At 72.0% G+C, this 20,505-nt stretch carries 3 protein-coding genes; all 3 read right to left on the bottom strand.

What is annotated here, in order from left to right; translation table 11 throughout:
• On the bottom strand, nucleotides 1-1,787 hold a 1,787-nt coding region (locus ACFYOY_RS48090), incomplete at its 3' end, for a type I polyketide synthase (protein ID WP_388594405.1).
• Nucleotides 1,788-1,844: 57 nt separating this feature from the next.
• The gene (locus tag ACFYOY_RS48095; RefSeq protein ID WP_388594400.1) at nucleotides 1,845-11,462 is read right to left on the bottom strand and encodes a type I polyketide synthase; all 9,618 of its coding nucleotides are present in this window, start codon (nucleotides 11,460-11,462) and stop codon (nucleotides 1,845-1,847) included.
• A 45-nt stretch (nucleotides 11,463-11,507) separates the two neighbouring features.
• A partial coding sequence (locus ACFYOY_RS48100; protein ID WP_388594403.1) for an SDR family NAD(P)-dependent oxidoreductase occupies nucleotides 11,508-20,505 on the bottom strand: 8,998 nt, incomplete at its 5' end.

Raw genomic sequence — 20,505 nt, forward strand, 5'->3', positions numbered from 1 at the left:
ATCCCCGCCGCGAACACCGGCGAGGACTCCAGCAGCCCCACCGCCATACCCGCCCACTGCGCACCCTGACCCGGGAACACGAACACCGAACGGCCGGCGTCGCCGGTCCTCCCCCGCACCACTCCGTTGGACGCGGTGGCTTCCTCGGCGACCGCCTCCAGACGCTGGAGGAGCTCCTCACGGTCGGTCCCGGTCACCACGGCCCGGTGCTCGAACGCGGACCTGGTCGTCGCCAGCGAGAGCGCCACATCGGCCGTACGAAGCTCCGGGCGCTCGGACACGAACTCCCGCAGTCGTCCGGCCTGTGCCTGCAGAGCCTCCGCGCTACGGCCCGACACCACCCACGCCACCGGACCGTCGACGCCCTCGGCTTCAGCGGCCTCGGCCGGCTCGGCCTCCGGAGCCTGCTCCAGGATGGTGTGCGCGTTGGTGCCGCTCATACCGAACGAGGACACGGCGGCGCGGCGCGGGTGGTCCCGGTCCGGCCACGGGGTCGACTCGTGCAGCAGGGAGACGGCGCCGCCGGTCCAGTCGATGTGCGGCGAGGGCTCGCTCGCGTGGAGCGTCTTGGGCAGCACGCCCTCGATCATGGCCATCACCATCTTGATGACGCCCGCGACACCGGCCGCGGCCTGCGTATGGCCGATGTTGGACTTGATGCCGCCCAGCCAGAGCGGCTGGTCGGCGGGCCGGTCCTGGCCGTACGTCGCCATCAGCGCCTGCGCCTCGATCGGGTCACCCAAGGTGGTGCCCGTACCGTGTGCCTCCACGGCGTCCACGTCGGTGACCGACAGACGGGCGCTCGTCAGCGCCTGCCGGATGACCCGCTGCTGCGATATGCCGTTGGGCGCCGTCAGACCGTTGGACGCGCCGTCCTGGTTGATCGCCGAACCCCGGACGATGGCCAGCACCTTGTGGCCGTTGCGCTGCGCGTCCGACAGCCGCTCCACGAGCAGCATGCCGACGCCCTCGCCCCAGCCGGTGCCGTCGGCCGCCGCCCCGAACGGCTTGCAGCGGCCGTCCGCCGCCAGGCCACGCTGCCGGCTGAACTGGACGAACGCCGCCGGGGTGGACATCACCGTGATGCCACCGGCCAGCGCGAGCGTGCACTCGCGCTGGCGCAGTGCCTGAACGGCGAGGTGCAGGGCCACGAGGGACGACGAGCACGCCGTGTCCACGGAGAGCGCGGGGCCCTCGAGACCCATGGTGTAGGAGATCCGGCCGGAGACGATGCTCGCCGCGTTGCCCGTGCCGGAGTGGCCCTCGACATCCTCCATGCTCTCGGAGGCACCGAGCGTGAGCATGGAGTAGTCCTGGCCGTTGGTTCCGACGAACACGCCTGTCCTGCTGCCCCGCAGGGACATCGGGTCGATGCCCGCCCGCTCGAACGCCTCCCACGACGTCTCCAGCAGCAGCCGCTGCTGCGGGTCCATCGACAGCGCCTCACGCGGCGAGATCCCGAAGAACGCCGGATCGAATTGGTCGGCGTTCTCCAGGAAGCCGCCCTCGGTCGTATAGCTGGTGCCGGGACGGTCCGGGTCCTCGTCGTAGAGGGCGTCGATGTCCCAACCACGGTCCATGGGGAATTCCGAAATCGCGTCAGTGCCGTCCGCCACCAAGCGCCACAGGTCCTCCGGAGAGTTCACCCCTCCGGGGAACCGGCAGCTCATGGCGACGATCGCGATCGGTTCCTGGTCCGCTGACTCGGCCTCGAGCAGGCGCTGGCGAGTCTGCTGGAGATCCGCGGTCACCCGCTTGAGATAGTCGAGAAGCTTCTCTTCGTTCATTGTTATGTCACCCATGGAAGTAGTAAGGGACGACGCTCGGGAACCGACCGCGCCAGCTCAGGAGATCCCAAGCTCCTTGTCGATGAAGTCGAAGATCTCGTCCGACGTCGCCGACTGAATCTTGTCCGAAACCGCCTTCTTGCCGGAGTTGCCCGAATCCTGTTCCGCTTCTCCCCACTTGAGGAGAAGCGTCTGCAGACGCGTCGTGATCCTGGGCCGGTCCACGTCGTCGGCGGAGATCGTGGCCATCGCCGCTTCGATCCGGTCCAGCTCGCCGAGGATCGGTGCGGCCGCCGAGACCCCGTCCTGGACGACGTCGGTACGCAGCCGGCGGGCGAGCGCGACGGGCGTCGGGTGGTCGAAGACGATCGTCGCGGGCAGGCGCAGGCCCGTCGCCGCGTCCAGCCGGTTGCGCAGTTCGACGGCGGTCAGCGAGTCGAAGCCGAGCTCACGGAAGGCCCGCTGGGACTCGACCAACTCCACCGACGGGAAGCCCAGCACCATCGCCACCTGCGTGGTGACCAGGTCGAGCAGCGCTCGTTCCTGTTCCGCCTCCGACATTCCGGCCAGCCGCTCCCGCAGTTCGGAGCCACCGGTCTCGAACTGCGCCGCGGTGCCACCGCCGATCGCGGCTTCCAGGATCCGGCGCGCCTCGGGCACCTCGTCCAGCAGTCGGCTGCCCCGAACGGCGACGTAGGAGGGTACGAATCGCTCCCAGTCGAGGTCGGCGATGGCCAGGTGCGTCTCCTGCAGGTCGAGGGCCTGCTGGAGGGCCTTGACCGCCAGCTCCGGGGTCATCGGGGCCATACCGCCGCGCCGCAGCCGCTCCTCCAGCGCCCCGTCGACCGCCATGCCGCCCTCGGCCCACGGGCCCCAGGCGACCGAGGTGGCCGCCAGTCCCTGGGCCCGGCGCTGCTGCGCCAGGGCGTCGAGGTAGGCGTTGGCCGCCGCGTAACTGCCCTGCCCGGCGCCGCCGATGGCTCCGGCGAGCGAGGAGAACAGCACGAACGCGGACAGGTCGAGGCCCTCGGTCAGCTCGTGCAGATTGCGGGCGCCGTCCACCTTGGGACGCAGCACGCCCGCGACCCGCTCCACCGACATCGAGTCCAGGACACCGTCGTCCAGGACACCCGCCGCGTGCACGACGGCGTTCAGCGGATACCGCTCCGGGATGGCGGCCAGTACGGCGGCCAGGGCGTCGCGGTCGGCGGCGTCACATGCCGCGATGGTCACCTCGGCCCCCAACGTGGTGAGTTCGTCGCGCAGTTCGGCGGCCCCGTCGGCTTCCAGGCCACGGCGGCTGGTCAGCACCAGGTGCTCGGCGCCGGCGCGTGCCAGCCACCGGGCCACCTGGCTGCCCACTCCCCCGGTGCCACCGGTCACCAGCACCGATCCCCGCGCGCTCCACGGCTGAGCCGTGGTCCCGGGTGCGGCGGCCCGCGCCAGACGCCGGGTGAACACGCCTGACGTGCGCACCGCCACCTGGTCCTCGAACTCGCCCGCGCCGCCGCCCAGCACGCCGGCCAGCCGGTTCGCGGCCCGCTCGTCCAGCGTCTCCGGGAGGTCGACCAGACCGCCCCAGAGCCGGGGGTGCTCCAGACCGGCGACCCGGCCGAGGCCCCACATCTGCGCCTGGGCGGCGCTGCGCAGGGTGTCGGATCCGGTCACCGAGACGGCGCCTCGCGTGGCCACCCACAGCGGGGCCTCGACACCGGTGTCCACGAGTGCCTGCAGGGCGAGGAGGTTCAGCGCGAGTCCTCGCGGCACGACCGCGTGGTCGGGGCCGGGGTTCTCGTCCAGGGCCAGCAGGGAGAGGGCCCCGCCGACGGTCCCGTCCGACGCGCCCTCGGCCGCCGTGCGCAACCGCTCGGCGAGCGCCGCGCGGTCGATGTCCACGGCGCCGTCGAGCACGATCCGCGCCACCTCCGCGCCCTGCCGCTCGAGCGTGTTCACCGCGGAGGTGACCAGCTCGTCGTCGGCGTGCGACGAGGGAACCATGACCATCCAGGTCCCGGTCAGCGCCCGCTCCGAGAGCTCGGACACCGGGGTCCACGCGATCTCGTAGCGCCAGCCGTCGACCGTGGAGCGCTCACGATGGCCCTTGCGGTAGGACGACAGGGCGGGCAGTACCTCGGTCAGGGAGGCGTTTCCGTCCACGTGCAGCGCCGTGGTCAGCGCCTCGAGGTCCTCACGCTCGACCGCGTCCCAGAACTGGGCGTCGACCGAGTCCACGGAGGCGGAGGCGGCGGAGGCATCGCTCTCGGGGTCCTCCAGCCAGTAGCGCTGCCGCTGGAACGCGTACGTCGGCAGCTCGACCCGCCGGACGTCCTGCCCGGCGAACAGGGCCTCCCAGTCGACGGTGGTGCCGTGGACGTGGAGTTCGGCCAGCGCCGTAGTCAGCGCCTGGGCCTCGGGGCGGTCCTTGCGCAGCGCCGGCACCACGACGGGGGCCGGAGCCTCCTCCGCCGTCAGGCACTCCCGCGCCATCGCCGAGAGCACACCGTCGGGGCCCACCTCGAAGAACCTGGTCACGCCCGCGGTTTCGAGGGAGCGCATCCCGTCCAGGAAGCGCACGGCCTCCCGGACGTGCCGGACCCAGTACTCCGGCGAGCACACCTCATCGGCACCCGCCGACTTGCCCGACACGTTGGAGATCAGAGCGAGGGAGGGCGGGGCGAACGACAGCCCCTCGACGACCTTGCGGAAGTCGTCCAGCATCGCGTCCATGCGGGGCGAGTGGAAGGCGTGGCTGACCCGCAGGCGGCGGGTCTTGCGGCCCTGCTCCGCCCACTGCCCCGCGATCTCCAGCACCGCTTCCTCATCACCGGCAATGACCACGGCGGTCGGGCCGTTGATGGCGGCGATGCTCACCTCGGCCTCACGACCGGCCAGCGACGGAGCGACCTCCTCCTCCGACGCCTCGACGGCCACCATCGCGCCACCCTCGGGAAGCGCCTGCATCAGACGACCGCGAGCGGCCACCAGCGTGCACGCGTCCTCCAGCGAGAACACCCCCGCCACATGCGCGGCCGCGATCTCACCGATGGAATGACCGATCACCACATCCGGCGCCACACCCCACGCCGACAGCAGCCGGAACAACGCCACCTCGATGGCGAACAACGCCGGCTGAGTGAACGCCGTCTGATCCAGCAGCTCGGCATCCGCGCTCCCCTCCGCCGCGAACATCACGTCCTTCAGCGGACGGTCCAGCAGCATGTCCAGGTGCGCGCACACCTCGTCCAGCGCGCGGGCGAACACCGGGAACGCCTCGTACAGCTCCCGGCCCATGCCCAGACGCTGCGCACCCTGACCCGAGAACAGGAAGGCGGTGATTCCCGTCGGAGTGGCGACCGAGCGCACGACCCCGGGGGTCTCCTCGCCGGTGGTGACGGCCTCGAGCCCGCGCAGCAGCTCCGCGCGGTCCGTGCCCGTCAGCACGGCACGGTGTTCGAACACCGACCGGGTGGCGACCAGGGAGTAGCCCACGTCCTTCAGGCTCAGCTCCGGCCGTGCGGTCAGATGCGCCCGCAGCCGCCGCGCCTGGGCGCGCAACCCGTCCGCGCTCCGGGCGGAGAGCGTCCAGGGAGCCGCGCCACGGTCGTCGGGAGCCGTCGCCTCGGCCGGTCGCTCGTCTTCGGCGTCCGTCGGGGCCTGCTCGATGATGGTGTGCACATTGGTGCCGCTGACGCCGAACGCGGAGACACCGGCCCGGCGCGGCTGCCCCGTCTCCGGCCACGCCGTGGCCTCGGTCAGCAGGCGCACCTCGCCCGCCGACCAGTCCACCTGCGGCGACGGCTCGTCCACGTGCAGCGTCTTCGGCAGCACACCGTGCCGCATCGCCATCACCATCTTGATGACACCGGCGAGTCCGGACGCGGCCTGGGTGTGCCCGATGTTGGACTTGAGCGCGCCCAGCCACAGCGGGCGGCCCTCCGGCCGCTCCTTGCCGTAGGTGGCCAGCAGCGCCTGCGCCTCGATCGGGTCACCCAGCGACGTACCCGTACCGTGCGCCTCCACCGCGTCCACCTCGGCGGCCGACACCCCGGCGCTGGCCAGCGCCTGGCGGATCACCCGCTGCTGCGACGGACCGTTCGGCGCCGTCAGACCGTTCGAAGCGCCGTCCTGGTTCACGGCGGAGCCCCGCACGATGCCCAGCACCTGGTGACCGTTGCGCCGGGCGTCCGACAGCCGCTCCACGAGCAGCACGTTGGCGCCCTCGGACCAGCCGGTACCGTCCGCCGCGGCCGAGAACGGCTTGCAGCGGCCATCGGGCGCGAGACCGCCCTGCCGGCTGAACTCGACGAACGCCATCGGGGTCGCCATCACCGTCACGCCGCCGACCAGTGCCATGGAGCATTCGCCCTGGCGCAGCGACTGGCAGGCCAGATGCAGGGCCACCAGCGACGACGAGCAGGCCGTGTCCACCGTGACGGCGGGGCCTTCCAGGCCGTAGGTGTAGGCGAGGCGGCCCGAGACGACGCTGCCGGCGTTGCCCGTCAGCAGATGGCCCTCGACGTCCTCGGGCACCGTCGTCAGGTTGGTGCCGTACCCGGAGCCCGAGAAGCCGACGAACACACCGACCTGGCTGCCCCGCACGGACGTGGGGTTGATTCCCGCCCGCTCGAACGCCTCCCAGGAGGTCTCCAGCAACAGCCGCTGCTGCGGGTCGGTCGCCAGGGCCTCACGGGGCGAGATCCCGAAGAAGCCGGGGTCGAACTCGCTCACGTCGTAGAGGAATCCGCCCTCACGGGCGTAGAACGTGCCCGGCCGGTCCGGGTCCGGGTCGTACATGCCCGACAGGTCCCAGCCGCGGTCGGACGGGAACGACGAGATGGCGTCACCGCCGCCCTCGACCAACTGCCACAGGTCCTCCGGGCTCCGCACTCCACCGGGGAAGCGGCAGCTCATGGAGACGATCGCGATGGGCTCATCGTCCGCGCCGGACCCGGCGGGGGCACCGGACCCGGCGGTGAGCGCCGGGGACGACGCGCCGAGCACCTCGGTGCGCAGATGCGCCGCGAGCGTCGAGGCGCTGGGGTAGTCGAAGACCAGTGTGGCGGGAAGGCTGAGACCGGTCTCGGCGGCCAGCCGGTTGCGCAGGTCGACCGCGGTCAGCGAGTCGAAGCCCAGATCGCGGAAGGCCCGGTTCGGCTCCACCATCTCCGCGGAGGCGTAGCCGAGCACGGAAGCGGCGTGCTTGCGCACCAGATCGAGCAGCGCCCGGTCCCGCTCGCCCTCGGTGAGTGGCTTCAGCCGCTCGCGCAGCTGCGCCCCGGCGGCGTCGGAGTTCTCGCCGTCGCTCCCCTTGGCCTCCAGCCGCTGGACCTCGTCGAGGTCGCTCAGGAACGGGCTGGGCCGGACCGCGGTGAACGAGGGAGCGAACCGCTCCCAGTCCACGTCCACGACCGTCACCACACCGTCGTCGCCGGCCACCGCGCGCTCCAGAGCGGCGATCGCCAACTCGGGTGCCATCGCGGGCAGTCCGCGCCGCGCCAACTGCTCCCCCGCGTCGTCCCGGGTCGCCATGCCGCCCTCGGCCCACGGGCCCCAGGAGACGGCGGTGCCCGCGAGACCCCGTGCACGGCGCTGCTCCACCAGCGCGTCCAGGAAGGCGTTTCCGGAGCCGTAGACGCCCTGGCTGCCGCCGCCCCAGATACCGGAGATGGACGAGAAGACCACGAAAGCGTCGAGCTCACGGTCGCCGAGCAGCTCATCCAGGTTGACGGCGCCCGCCACCTTGCCCGACACCACCCTCGCCGCGTCCGCGAGCTCCGTCTCCACCAGGGAGGCCGCGATCGTGACGCCCGCCGCGTGCACCACTGCGGTGAGCGGCCGGTGCTCCGGCACGGCGTCCAGGACGGCGGCGAGCGCGTCGCGGTCCGCCGCGTCGCACGCGGCCACCGTCACCTCGGCGCCCATGCCCTCCAGCTCCGCCTTCAACTCGGCGGCGCCTTCGGCCTCGAGGCCGCGGCGGCTGGTCAGCACCAGGTGCTCGGCGCCGCTACGGACCAGCCAGCGGGCCACCTGGCCGCCGAGCCCGCCCGTGCCACCGGTCACCAGCACCGTGCCGCGCGCCTGCCACGAGATGCCCTCATCGACGGCCGCGGCCGAGCGCACCAGACGGCGTACGAAGACGCCCGAGCCGCGCACCGCGACCTGGTCCTCGCCGCCCTCGACGGACAGCACACCGGCCAGCCGCTCCGCACCGCGCTCATCCAGCGACTCGGGCAGATCCACCAGACCGCCCCACAGCGGTGGCAGCTCCAGCCCGGCCACCCGGCCCAACGCCCAGACCATCGCCTGCGTCGGGCTGGTGAGCCGGTCCGAACGTCCCACCGACACCGCGCCGCGCGTACCGCACCACAACCGGGCCGGAATCTCGGCCCCGACCATGGCCTGCACCAGCACCAGGGTCAGCGCGTAGCCGCCCGACAGCGCCGGGTACCCCGGGCAGGGCTCCTCGTCCAGGGCCAGCAGCGACAGCACCCCACCCAGCTCGGGTGCGTCGGCGGCCACCTCACGCAGCCGCTCCGCGAGCACGTCCACGTCGAGGTCCCGCTCGTCCACCACGATCGAGACCACATGCGCGCCATGCCGCCCGAGCCCGGCGACGACCTCCGAGACCAGCTCGTCCCCGGCGCGGGACGCCGGAACCACCACCGGCCAGGTCCCCGACAGCGAGCCGTCGGCGATCTCGGTAAGCGGCTTCCATGACACTCGATAGCGCCAGCCGTCGATCGTGGACTGGTCACGGTTGTTGCGGTGATACGCGGACAGGGCGGGCAGCACCGCGCTCAGGGGCGCCTCGCTGTCGACCGCCAACGTCCCCGCCAGCGACTCCAGGTCCTGGCGCTCCACCACGTCCCAGAACCGCGCATCGACGGAGCCGGTGACATCGGCCGCGCTTCCGGCGGGCGGCAGGCCGAATCCATCGAGCCAGTAGCGTTCGCGCTGGAAGACGTAGGTCGGCAGCTCGACCCGGCGGCCTCCACGGCCCTCCAGCGTGGTGGCCCAATCGACCTTGGTGCCGCGCGCGAACACCTCGGCGGCGGAGGTCAGGAACCGCTCCAGGCCGCCCTCGTCGCGCCGCAACGTGCCGACGACCACCGCCTGGGCCTCGGCGGCCTCCACGGTCTGCTGAACGGGCAGGGTGAGCACGGGATGCGGGCTCACCTCGATGAAGGTGGCGTGTCCCTTTCCGAGGAGGGTGCGAGTAGTGGCTTCCAGCTCCACGGTCTGCCGCAGGTTGCGGTACCAGTACTCGGCGTCCAGCCCGGCGGTGTCCACCAGCTCACCGGAGACCGTCGAGTAGAACGGCACCTCCGAGGGGCGCGGCGCGATGTCCGCCAGGACCTTCAGCAGCTCCTCGCGAATCGCCTCCACATGCGCCGAGTGCGAGGCGTAGTCCACCGGAACCCGGCGAACACGGATCTCCTCGCCCTCAAGCTGGGCGACCATCTCATCCAGCGCACCCGGGTCACCCGAGACCACGACGGATCCCGGGCCGTTGACCGCGGCCACCGAGATCGCACCGTCCCAGGCGGCGATCCGCTCCTTGGCCTCGTCCGCCGGCAGTCCGACCGACACCATGCCGCCACGACCCGCAAGGCCCGCCGCGATGGCCTGCGACCGCAAGGTCACCACCTTGGCGGCGTCCTCCAGCGAGAGCGCACCCGCCACGCAGGCCGCCGCGATCTCGCCCTGGCTGTGCCCCATCACCGCGTCGGGCTGCACGCCGACCGAACGCCACAGCTTCGCCAGCGACACCATCACCGCGAAGAGCACCGGCTGGACGACATCCACCCGGTCGAAACCGGGAGCGCCCCCGGAGCCACGCAGCACCTCGGTCAGCGACCAGTCCACATGAGCCGACAGCGCCGTCTCACACTCACCGATCGCCGCGGCGAACACCGGCGAACTTTCGAGCAAGTCCACCGCCATGCCCATCCACTGGGCACCCTGACCGGGGAACACGAACACCGAGCGGCCACGGACATCGGCCACACCACGGGTCACACCCGAGACGATCTCATCGCCGGCCAACGCACCCAGCCGCGCCAGGAGTTCCTCACGGTCAGCGCCCGTCACCACCCCACGGTGCTCGAACACCGACCGCGACGCCACCAGCGAGTACGCCACATCGGCCGCGCCCAGCTCCGGACGCTCCGCCACGAACTCCCGCAGCCTGCCCGCCTGGGCCCGCAGGCCGGCCGGGCTGCGGCCGGACACCATCCAGGCCACCGGACCGTCGGCGACCTCGGCCTGGGTCTCCTCGGCCGCCTCGGCCGCCGGAGCCTGCTCCAGGATCGCGTGCGCGTTGGTCCCGCTGATTCCGAACGAGGACACACCCGCCCGCCGAGGCTGCTCCGACTCGGGCCACGGGGTGGACTCGTTCAGCAGCCGGATGTCGCCCTCCGTCCAGTCCACCTGGCTGGACGGCTCGTCCGCGTGGAGCGTCTTGGGCAGCACGCCGTTACGCATGGCCATCACCATCTTGATGACCCCGCCGACACCGGCGGCGGCCTGGGAGTGGCCGATGTTGGACTTCAGCGAGCCCAGCCACAGCGGCTTGTTCTCCGGCCGCTCCTTGCCGTAGGTGGCCATCAGTGCCTGCGCCTCGATCGGGTCACCCAGCGACGTGCCCGTGCCGTGTGCCTCGACCGCGTCCACATCGGCCGGTGTCAGACCCGCGTTCTTGAGCGCCTGGCGGATCACCCGGCGCTGCGAGGGGCCGTTGGGCGCGGTCAGACCGTTGGACGCACCGTCCTGGTTGATCGCCGAGCCACGGACGACGGCCAGCACCGGGTGGCCGTTGCGCCGGGCGTCCGAGAGCCGCTCCAGGAGGAGCAGGCCCACGCCCTCGGCCCAGCCCGTGCCGTCGGCGCCCGCGCCGAACGCCTTGCACCGTCCGTCGGGCGCGAGCCCGCCCTGCCGGCTGAACTCGACGAACATGCTGGGGGTGAACATGACGGCGACGCCGCCCGCCAGGGCCAGTGAGCACTCCTCCTGACGGAGCGCCTGGCAGGCCCAGTGCAGGGCGACCAGCGACGACGAGCACGCGGTGTCCACCGTCACGGCGGGCCCCTCCAGGCCCAGGGTGTAGGCCACCCGCCCGGACACCACGGAGGTGGCGTTGCCCGCGAGCAGCAGCCCCTCCACGTCTTCGGGCATCTCGCTCACCCCGGCGCCGTAGCCGGAGGGCGACGCGCCGACGAACACACCGGCCTGGCTGCCCCGGACCGACGCCGGGTCGATTCCGGCGCGCTCGAACGCCTCCCAGGCGGTTTCCAGCAGCAGCCGCTGCTGGGGGTCGGTGGCGAGCGCCTCCCGCGGGCTCATGGAGAAGAAGCCGGGGTCGAAGTCGCCGGGAGCCTCCAGGAACCCGCCCTCGCGGACGGAGAAGGTACCGGACCGCTCCGAGTCCGGGTCGAAGAAGCCATCGACGTCCCAGCCTCGGTCAGGAGGGAACTCGCTGATGGCGTCGCCGCCCTCGGCGACCAGCCGCCACAGCTCCTCCGGAGTCTTCACACCGCCGGGGTACCGGCAGCTCATCGCCACAATGGCGATGGGCTCCCGGTTCCGCTCCTCCACCTGTCGAAGTTGCCGACGAGCCTGACGCAGGTCAGCCGTCACCTTCTTGAGGTAGTCAAGGAGTTTTTCGTCTTCCGCCACTATGCCCAGCCCCTTGAAACACTCTGTGAGTTCCAGCTCGCCACGTCAGGAGGTTCCGAATTCGTCGTCGATGAGTTTGAAGATCTCGTCGGCGGTGGCCGATTCGATCTCGCTGTCGTCGTCCATCTCGTCGTCCAGCGCCGTCGCGGTGCCGGACACCTGCCCGGTTCCGCCGGCGGACCACTTGGCCACCAGGCCCTGGAGCCGCGCCATGACCTTGTCGCGCGTCTCGCCGTCGGAGTCGAGCGCCGACAGTGTGGATTCCAGGCGGTCCAGTTCTCCGAAGACGGGCTCGGTCGCGGGCCCGTCGGCGGGGGTGACCTCTTCGCGCAGGAATCGTCCGAGCGACGCCGGAGTCGGGTAGTCGAACACCAGGGTCGCCGGCAGCCGCGTTCCGGTGATCGCGTTGAGACGGTTGCGCAGTTCGACGGCCGACAGGGAGTCGAAACCGAGGTCCTTGAACGCGTGTCCCGGCTCGATCGCCTGCCCCGACGCATAGCCGAGGACGATGGCCACCTGGTCGCACACCAGGTCCACCAGGATGCGCTCGCGCTCCGCTTCGGACTTCCCGGCCAGGTGCTGCTTGAGCTCGGCGGCCGGGTCGGCCCCGGTGCCGGCGGCGGCCGACTCCGCGGTCCTGCGCGCGGGGCCTCGTATCAGTCCGCGCAGCAGCGCGGGTACCGGCTCGCCCACCGAGGACATGTCCATCGTCATGGGCACCAGGACGGCACCGTCGAGATCGCGGGTCGCGTCGAACAGTGCGAGCCCGGCCTCGGGGGTGAGGGCGACCATACCGGTCCTGGTCATGCGGGTGACGTCGGCGTCGGCCAACTCGGTGGTCATGCCGCCGTCCTGCGTCCACGGGCCCCAGACGAGCGATGCGGCCGGGAGTCCCGCGGCCCTGCGGTGCTGGGCCAGGGCGTCCATGAAGGCGTTGCCCGCCGCGTAGTTGGCCTGGCCGGCGCCGCCGAAGGTACCGGAGACGGAGGAGAACAGGATGAAGGCCGAGAGGTCGAGGTCGCGGGTCAGCTCGTGCAGATGCAGCGCCGCGTCCACCTTCGGACGCAGCACCTTGTCCACCCGCTCCGGCGTCAGCGACTCCACCACACCGTCATCCAGCACACCCGCCGCATGCACCACGGCCGACAGCGGATGCTCCGACCCGATTCCGGCCAGCAGGCTCTCCACCGACGCCCGGTCGGCGACATCACACGCCACGACCTGCGCCTCGGCACCCAGCCCGGCCAGCTCCGCCACCAACTCCGCCGCACCCGGCGCCTCCACGCCACGACGACTCGTCAGCACCAGAGACCGCACACCGTGCTCCACCACCAGATGACGGGCCAACAGCGCGCCCAGACCACCCGTACCACCCGTGATCAGCACCGTGCCAGGGCCGTCCAGCGTCCTCGGGATCGTCAGCGCCACCTTGCCGGTGTGGCGGGCCTGGCTGATGAAGCGGAAGGCGTCGGGTGCCCTGCGGACATCCCAGGTGCGTACCGGAAGCGGTCGCAGCACTCCGCTCTCGAACAGGGAGATCAGGACGCTCCACATCTCGTGGATGCGGTCGGCTCCCGCCTCCATGAGGTCGAACGCCTGGTAGGAGACACCGGTGTACTCGGCGGCCACCTCGTCCGGGACCCTGATGTCGGTCTTGCCCATCTCCAGGAACCGGCCGCCGCGCGGCAGCAGTCGCAGACCCGCGTCCACGAACTCCCGGGCCAGCGAGTCGAGCACCACGTCCATGCCGCGTCCGCCGGTCGCGTCGAGGAAGCGCTTCTCGAAGTCCAGCGTCCGCGACGACGCGATGTGCTCGTCGTCCAGGCCGAGTGCCCGCAGGGTGTCCCACTTGCCCTCGCTCGCGGTACCGAACACCTCGGCGCCGAGGTGCCGCGCCAGCTGGAGCGTGGCCATGCCCACACCACCGGCCGCCGAGTGCACCAGCACCGACTGACCCGCTTCGAGACCTGCCAGGTCCACCATGGCGTAGTAGGCCGTCAGGAACACGATGGGCGTGGAGGCCGCCTGCTCGAACGTCCAGCTCTCCGGGACCCGGGCGACCACGCGCCGGTCGGTGATGGCGACCGGGCCGAACGACCCGCCGAAGATGCCCATCACCGGGTCGCCGGGGGCGAGGTCCGTCACCGCGGAGCCGACCTCGGTCACCACACCGGCGCCCTCGCCACCGAGCGGCCCGGCCTCGCCGGGGTACATCCCCAGGGCGTTGAGCACATCGCGGAAGTTCAGACCCGCGGCGCGCAGCGCCACCCTGATCTCGGTCGCGCCCAGTTCCTCCGTCACGTCGGGGCTGGGCAGCAGCGCCAGGTTCTCCAAGGTCCCCTTGGCGTGCATGTCCAGCCGCCATTCCCGGACCCCCGCGGGCGGCAGCAGCGCGGTGCCCGAGGAGACCCGGGCCATGCGCTGGCCGAGCACCGTGCCCTCGCGGACCACGGCCTGCGGCTCATCGCCGGCGAGCACCGTGGGCAGTGCCGCCTTGGACGCCTCGTCCTCATCGAGGTCCACCAGGACGAAGCAGTTCGGGTTCTCCGACTGCGCGGACCGCACCATGCCCCAGAGGGGGGCGTGGATCATGTCCGGGGTCTCGTCGCGGTCCTCGGGCGCCATGGCGCCCGAGGTCACGAAGACCAGTCGGGAGGAGGCGAACCGGCGGTCGCCGAGCCAGCCCTGGATCATGCCCAGTGTGTGGTGCGTCACCGCGTGGATGGCGCCCGCGGGCTCCAGGCCCTGCTTGGCCTTGCCCTTGCCCTTCGTCTTGCTCTTGGGCGTGCCCTGCGCCGCCGGGTCGTCGAGGCCGGGTGCGTAGGACACCAGCACGGCCTCCGGGGCAGCGGCGCCACCGTCGATCGCATGGCCCAGCGCCTCGAGATCGGCGTAGGCGGTCACCTCGGCCCCGGCGATCTCGCCGACGGCCAGTCCGTAGGGGTCGTTGCCCACCACCGCCCACTGTGCCGTTGCCACCTCGGCCGGAGCGATGGCCGGGACGGGGGTCCAGTCCAGCGTGAACAGCGAGTCGCGGAACGCCGCTGTCCTGGCCGCGTCGATGTGTTCCACGGACACCGGGCGCAGCACGAGGGATTCGATCGACGCCACGGGGCGGCCGGTTCCGTCGGCCACCGTGAGGGAGATCGAGTCCGGTCCGAGCTTGCTGAGCCGCACCCGCAGCGTGGACGCGCCACCGGCGTGGAGTGACACCCCACTCCAGGAGAACGGGAGCCGGGAGAGCCCGACGTCCTCCAGGGCGACGAACGTCACCGCTTGCACGGCGGCGTCCAGCAGGGCCGGGTGGAGGCCGAAGTCGACCGCGTCCGACGCGTGCTTCTCACCGAGACCGACCTCGACGTAGACGTCGTCGCCGGAGCGCCAGGCGGACCGCAGGCCCTGGAACACCGGGCCATAGGCGAAGCCGGTGGCGGCGAAGCGCTCGTAGAAGTCGCTGATGTCCAGGGCTTCCGCGTCCGCCGGAGGCCATGCGCTCAGGTCGAACGACGGCTCGGGTCCGGCCGGGGCGAGCGCACCGCTCGCGTGCTGCGTCCACGGCTGGTCCGAGGAGGCGTCGGCCGGGCGGGAGTACAGGCTGAGCGAGCGGTGACCCGTCTCGTCCGCGTCACCCACCCACAGCTGCACCTGGACCGGTTCGTTCTCGGGCAGGACCATCGGGGTCGCCAGGGTGACCTCTTCCACCCGGCCGCATCCGACCTGGTCGGCGGCGCGAATGGCCAGTTCGAGGAATCCGGTCCCGGGGAACAGGGCCGCGCCCCCGATCGCGTGGTCGGCGAGCCACGGCTGGCTCTGCACCGACAGCCTGCTGGTGAACAGGAATCCGTCGCTGCTCGCCAGCTCGACTCCGGCACCCAGCAGCGGGTGGTTGGGGGAGCTGAGCCCGATGGAGGCGACGTCGCCGGTCATGGCGCCGGGAGCCTTCGGCCAGTAGCGCTGCCGCTGGAAGGCATAGGTGGGCAGCTCCACCCGCCGGACGTCGCGCCCGGCGAACGCCGTCGACCAGTCCACGGTGGTGCCGTGGACGTGGAGTTCGGCCAGCGCCGTGGTCAGCGACTGGGTTTCGGGGCGGTTCTTGCGCAGAGCGGGGACGAGGGTGAAGGCGGCAATGCCCGCGTCCTCGTCGGCCGCCAGGCAGTCCTGGGCCATCGCGGTGAGCACACCATCGGGACCCACTTCCAGGAACGAGGTGACCCCGAGCTTCTCCAGGGCCCGTACCCCGTCCGCGAAACGCACCGCCTCCCGCACATGCCGCACCCAGTACTCGGGGGAGCACACTTCGGACGCACCCGCCGGCTTACCGGTGAGGTTGGAGACCAAGGCGATGGACGGTGGCTGGAAGGACAGGCCCGTGACGACGTCTCGGAAGTCGTCCAGCATCGCGTCCATGCGAGGCGAGTGGAACGCGTGGCTGACCGTCAGCCGGCGGGTCTTACGGCCCTGCCGCTCCCACTCTCCGGCGATCTCCAGCGCCGCTTCCTCATCGCCCGCGATCACCACGGCCGTCGGGCCGTTGACCGCGGCGATGCTCACCTCGGCCTCACGGCCGGCCAGCGACGGAGCGATCTCCTCCTCCGACGCCTGTACCGCCACCATCGCGCCGCCCTCGGGCAGCGCCTGCATCAGACGGCCACGCGCCACGATGAGCGCGCACGCGTCCTCCAGTGAGAGCACCCCGGCCACATGCGCGGCGGCGACCTCTCCCACCGAGTGGCCGATCAGCACATCCGCGGTGACTCCCCGGTGCTCCAGCAGCCGGAACAGCGCCACCTCGATGGCGAACAGCGCGGGCTGGGTGAAGGCCGTCTGATCGAGCAGCGCGGCGTCCGCGCTGTCCTCGGCGGCGAACATCACCTCCTGCAGCGGCCGGTCGAGCAGCACATCGAGATGCGCACACACCTCGTCCAGGGCGCGGGCGAACACCGGGAACGCCTCGTACAGCTCCCGGCCCATGCCCAGACGCTGCGCGCCCTGGCCGGAGAACAGGAACGCCGTCTTGCCGGCGGTGCCCACGGATCCCTGGACGACTCCGGGGGCCGTGGCGCCCGTGGCGATGGCGTCGAGACCGCTCAGCAGCCCGTCCCGGTCGCCGCTCAGGAGCACGGCGCGGTGGTCGAAGGCGGACCGGGTGGTCGCCAGCGAATAGCCCACGTCGTCGAGGTCGAGCTCGGGGTGGGCCGCCACGTAGTCGTGCAGGTTCCTCGCCTGGGCGCGCAGCGCGTCGGCGCCCTTGCCGTTGACGGTCCAGGGAAGCGTGTCCGAACCGGCCGGCGGAGCGTCCGTGCGGACCCGCTCCACCATCCCCGGCTCCTCCGGCTCCGGGGCCTGCTCGATGATGGTGTGGGCGTTGGTGCCGCTGATGCCGAACGAGGAGATGCCCGCCCGGCGCGGCTCGCCGTTCTCCGGCCACGGGGTCGGCGCGGTCAGCAGCCGGACCTCGCCCGCCGTCCAGTCCACATGCGGCGTGGGCTCGTCGACATGGAGCGTCTGCGGCAGCACGCCCTCACGCATGGCCATCACCATCTTGATGATCCCCGCGACACCGGCGGCCGCCTGCGTGTGTCCGATGTTGGACTTGATGGAGCCCAGCCACAGCGGCTCGTCCTCCGGCCGCCCCTGGCCGTAGGTGGCCAGCAGCGCCTGCGCCTCGATCGGGTCACCGAGCCTGGTGCCGGTGCCGTGCGCCTCGACCGCCTGCACCTGGTGGGCGGCGAGGTCGGCGCTGGCCAGCGCCTGGCGGATCACCCGCTGCTGCGAGGGCCCGTTGGGCGCCGTCAGGCCGTTGGACGCGCCGTCCTGGTTGACGGCGGAGCCGCGCACGATCGCCATCACCGGGTGACCGTTGCGCCGCGCGTCCGACAGCCGCTCGAGCAGCAGCATGCCGACACCCTCGGCCCAGCCCGTGCCGTCGGCCGATGCCGCGAACGCCTTGCAGCGCCCGTCCGTCGACAGCCCCTTCTGGCGGCTGAAGTCCACGAACGAGCCCGGGCTGGACATGATCGTGACACCGCCGGCCAGCGCGAGGGAGGACTCTCCCTGGCGCAGCGACTGCACGGCCATGTGCAGCGCCACCAGCGACGAGGAACACGCCGTGTCCACCGTGACGGCCGGTCCTTCGAGGCCGAAGGTGTAGGAGATACGGCCCGATACGACGCTGCCCGAGTTGCCGGTTCCGAGGTAGCCCTCGGGTCCGCCCGGGGCGGCCAGCAGCAGGCCGATGTAGTCCTGGCCGTTGCTGCCCGCGAAGACCCCCGTCCGGCTTCCCTTGAGCGACATGGGGTCGATGCCGGCCCGCTCGATCGCCTCCCAGGAGGTCTCCAGCAGCAGCCGCTGCTGCGGGTCGATGGTCAGCGCCTCGCGGGGGGCGATCCCGAAGAACGCCGGGTCGAATTCGTCGGCGTCGTAGACGAAGCCGCCGCCGCTCGCGTAGCTGGTGCCCGTGTTCTCCGGGTCCGGGTCGTAGAGGTCGTCGAGGTCCCAGCCACGGTTGGTCGGGTAGGCGCTGATCACGTCGCTGCCCTCGGAGACCAGTCGCCACAGGTCCTCGGGAGTGCGCACCCCACCGGGGAAGCGGCAGCTCATCGACACGATCGCGATCGGATCGTCGTCCACGACGGTGCCCGTCGCCACCGGCAGGTCGTCCACCGGCGCGGGGTCGGTGCCCTGCACCTCACCCAGGATGAACCGGGCGAGCACCGTGGGTGTCGGGTAGTCGAAGGCCACGGTGACCGGCAGGTTCACACCGGCGGCCGTGCTGAGGCCGTTGCGCAGCTCCACCGCGGTCAGCGAGTCGAACCCGATGTCCCTGAAGGCCCGTTCCGGCTCCACCGCGTCGGCGCTCGGGTATCCGATCACCTCGGCGGCCTGGGACCTGACGAGGTCGAGCACCTCCGCCTCGCGTTCGACGGCCGACAGCCCCTCGAGGCGCTCGGCCAGCCCGGAGAGCGCCGCACCCAGCTCGGCCTCCGCCGCCTCCAGGGCCTGCCGCACCTCCGGCAGCTCGTTCAGCAGCGGACGCGGCCGGGCCGAGGCGAAGCCGGGGGCGTAGCGCTCCCAGTCCACGTCGGCGACGGTGACGTCGACCTCGTCGTGATCGAGGGCCTGCTGAAGGGCGTCGACGGCGAGTTCGGGCACCAGCGGCGGCATACCGCGCCGCTTCAGCTGGGCCGAGGTGGCGTCGTCGACCAGACCGCCGCCGCCCCAGGCACCCCATGCCACCGAGGTCGCGGCCAGCCCCTGGGCCCGGCGCTGCTGCGCCAGGGCGTCGAGGAAGGCGTTCGCGGCGGCGTAGCTGCCCTGACCGGCACCACCGACGGTTCCGGCGTAGGAGGAGAAGAGGATGAACGCGGACAGATCAAGGTCCCGGGTCAGCTCGTGGAGGTTCACCACGGCGTCCACCTTGGGCCGGAAGACACCCTGTGTCCTGGGGACGGTGAGGGTGTCGATGAGTCCGTCGTCCAGCACACCGGCCGCGTGAACCACGGCGGTCAGCGGGTACTCCGCGGGCAGCCCGTCGAGGAGTTCCCGCAACGCGCCACGGTCGGCGGCGTCACAGGCCGCGATGGTGACCCGCACGCCGAGAGCGGTCAGCTCGTCCCGCAGCTCGGCCGCGCCGGGGGCGTCCAGGCCGCGGCGGCTCGTCAGCACCAGGTGCTCGGCGCCGCCACGGGCGAGCCAGCGGGCGAGGCGGCCACCGAGGGCACCGGTACCACCGGTGATCAGGACGCTGCCGCCGGCCTGCCAGGTACGGGCCGGCCGGGCATCGCCCAAGGGCGCCCGGACGAGCCGCCGGCCGAAGATCCCGGAGGCGCGCACCGCGACCTGGTCCTCGTCGCCGGAGCGCCCGATCAGGCCGACCAGACGGTTCAGCACCCGGTCGTCGATCGCCTCCGGCGACTCGGGGAGGTCGACCAGACCGCCCCACCGCTGTGCGTACTCCAGGCCGACCACCCGGCCCAGACCCCACACCAGGGACTGCTTGACGCTGCCGACCCGGTCGGAGCGGCCCACGGACACGGCTCCGGTGGTGGCGAGCCAGAGCGGCACGTCGATGTCGATGTCGCTCAGCGCCTGGACCAGGGTCACGGTGCCGGCGAAGCCGCGCGGAACGCCCGGGTGTTCGGCGAGTGCCTCCTCGTCGAGCGCGAGCAGGGAGAGCACTCCGTCGATCGCGAGCGTCCCCTCCTGCTCGGAGCCGTCCGCGGAGAGCGTGCGGGGTGCCGCGTCCCGGAGAAGTCCGGCCAGCGACGACCGCTCCGGCTCGGTGTCGTCCAAGTCGACCCGCACCATGCGGGCACCGTGGCGCTCCACGTCCCGCGCGATGCGCTCCGCCAGTTCACGGGCGGTGTCGACCGGCGGGACGACGACCATCCAGGTACCGGTGATCGGGGCGTCCTGCTCCTGCTCGGAGCCGGACGACAGCTGGTCGATCAGGGGCTTCCAGTTGATCCGGTAGCGCCAGTTGTCGACGGTCGAGCGGTCACGCCTGCCTCGCCGGTACGACGACAGGGCGGGCAGCACCGCACTCAGCGGCGCCTCCCCGTCGAGCTCCAGCGTCTGCGCCAGTCCTTCGAGGTCCTCGCGCTCGACGGCCTCCCAGAACCGGGCGTCCACCGCGTCGGCCTCGGCCACCGGGGCGTTGCCGAACCCGGCGTCATCAGCAGGCTCCGGCCAGTACCGCTGCCGCTGGAAGGCGTAGGTGGGCAGGTCGACCTGACGGGCGCCCTGTCCGGCGAACACCTTCGGCCAGTCGACACCGGCCCCATTGACATGCAGCTCGGCGATCGAGGTCAGGAATCGCTCCAGACCACCCTCGTCGCGCCGCAGGGTGCCGATCACCACGGCCTGTGCCTCGGCGGCCTCCACCGTCTGCTGCACCGGCAGGGTGAGCACCGGGTGCGGGCTCGCCTCGATGAACACGCCATGCCCGGTGTCGAGCAGGGTGCGGGTGGTGGCCTCCAGCTCGACGGTCTGCCGCAGGTTCCGGTACCAGTACTCGGCATCCAGACCGACCGTGTCCACCAGC

Origin of the sequence: Streptomyces sp. NPDC007875 (genome assembly GCF_042868035.1) — a bacterium.
In the GTDB taxonomy this organism is placed as follows: domain Bacteria; phylum Actinomycetota; class Actinomycetes; order Streptomycetales; family Streptomycetaceae; genus Streptomyces; species Streptomyces antimycoticus.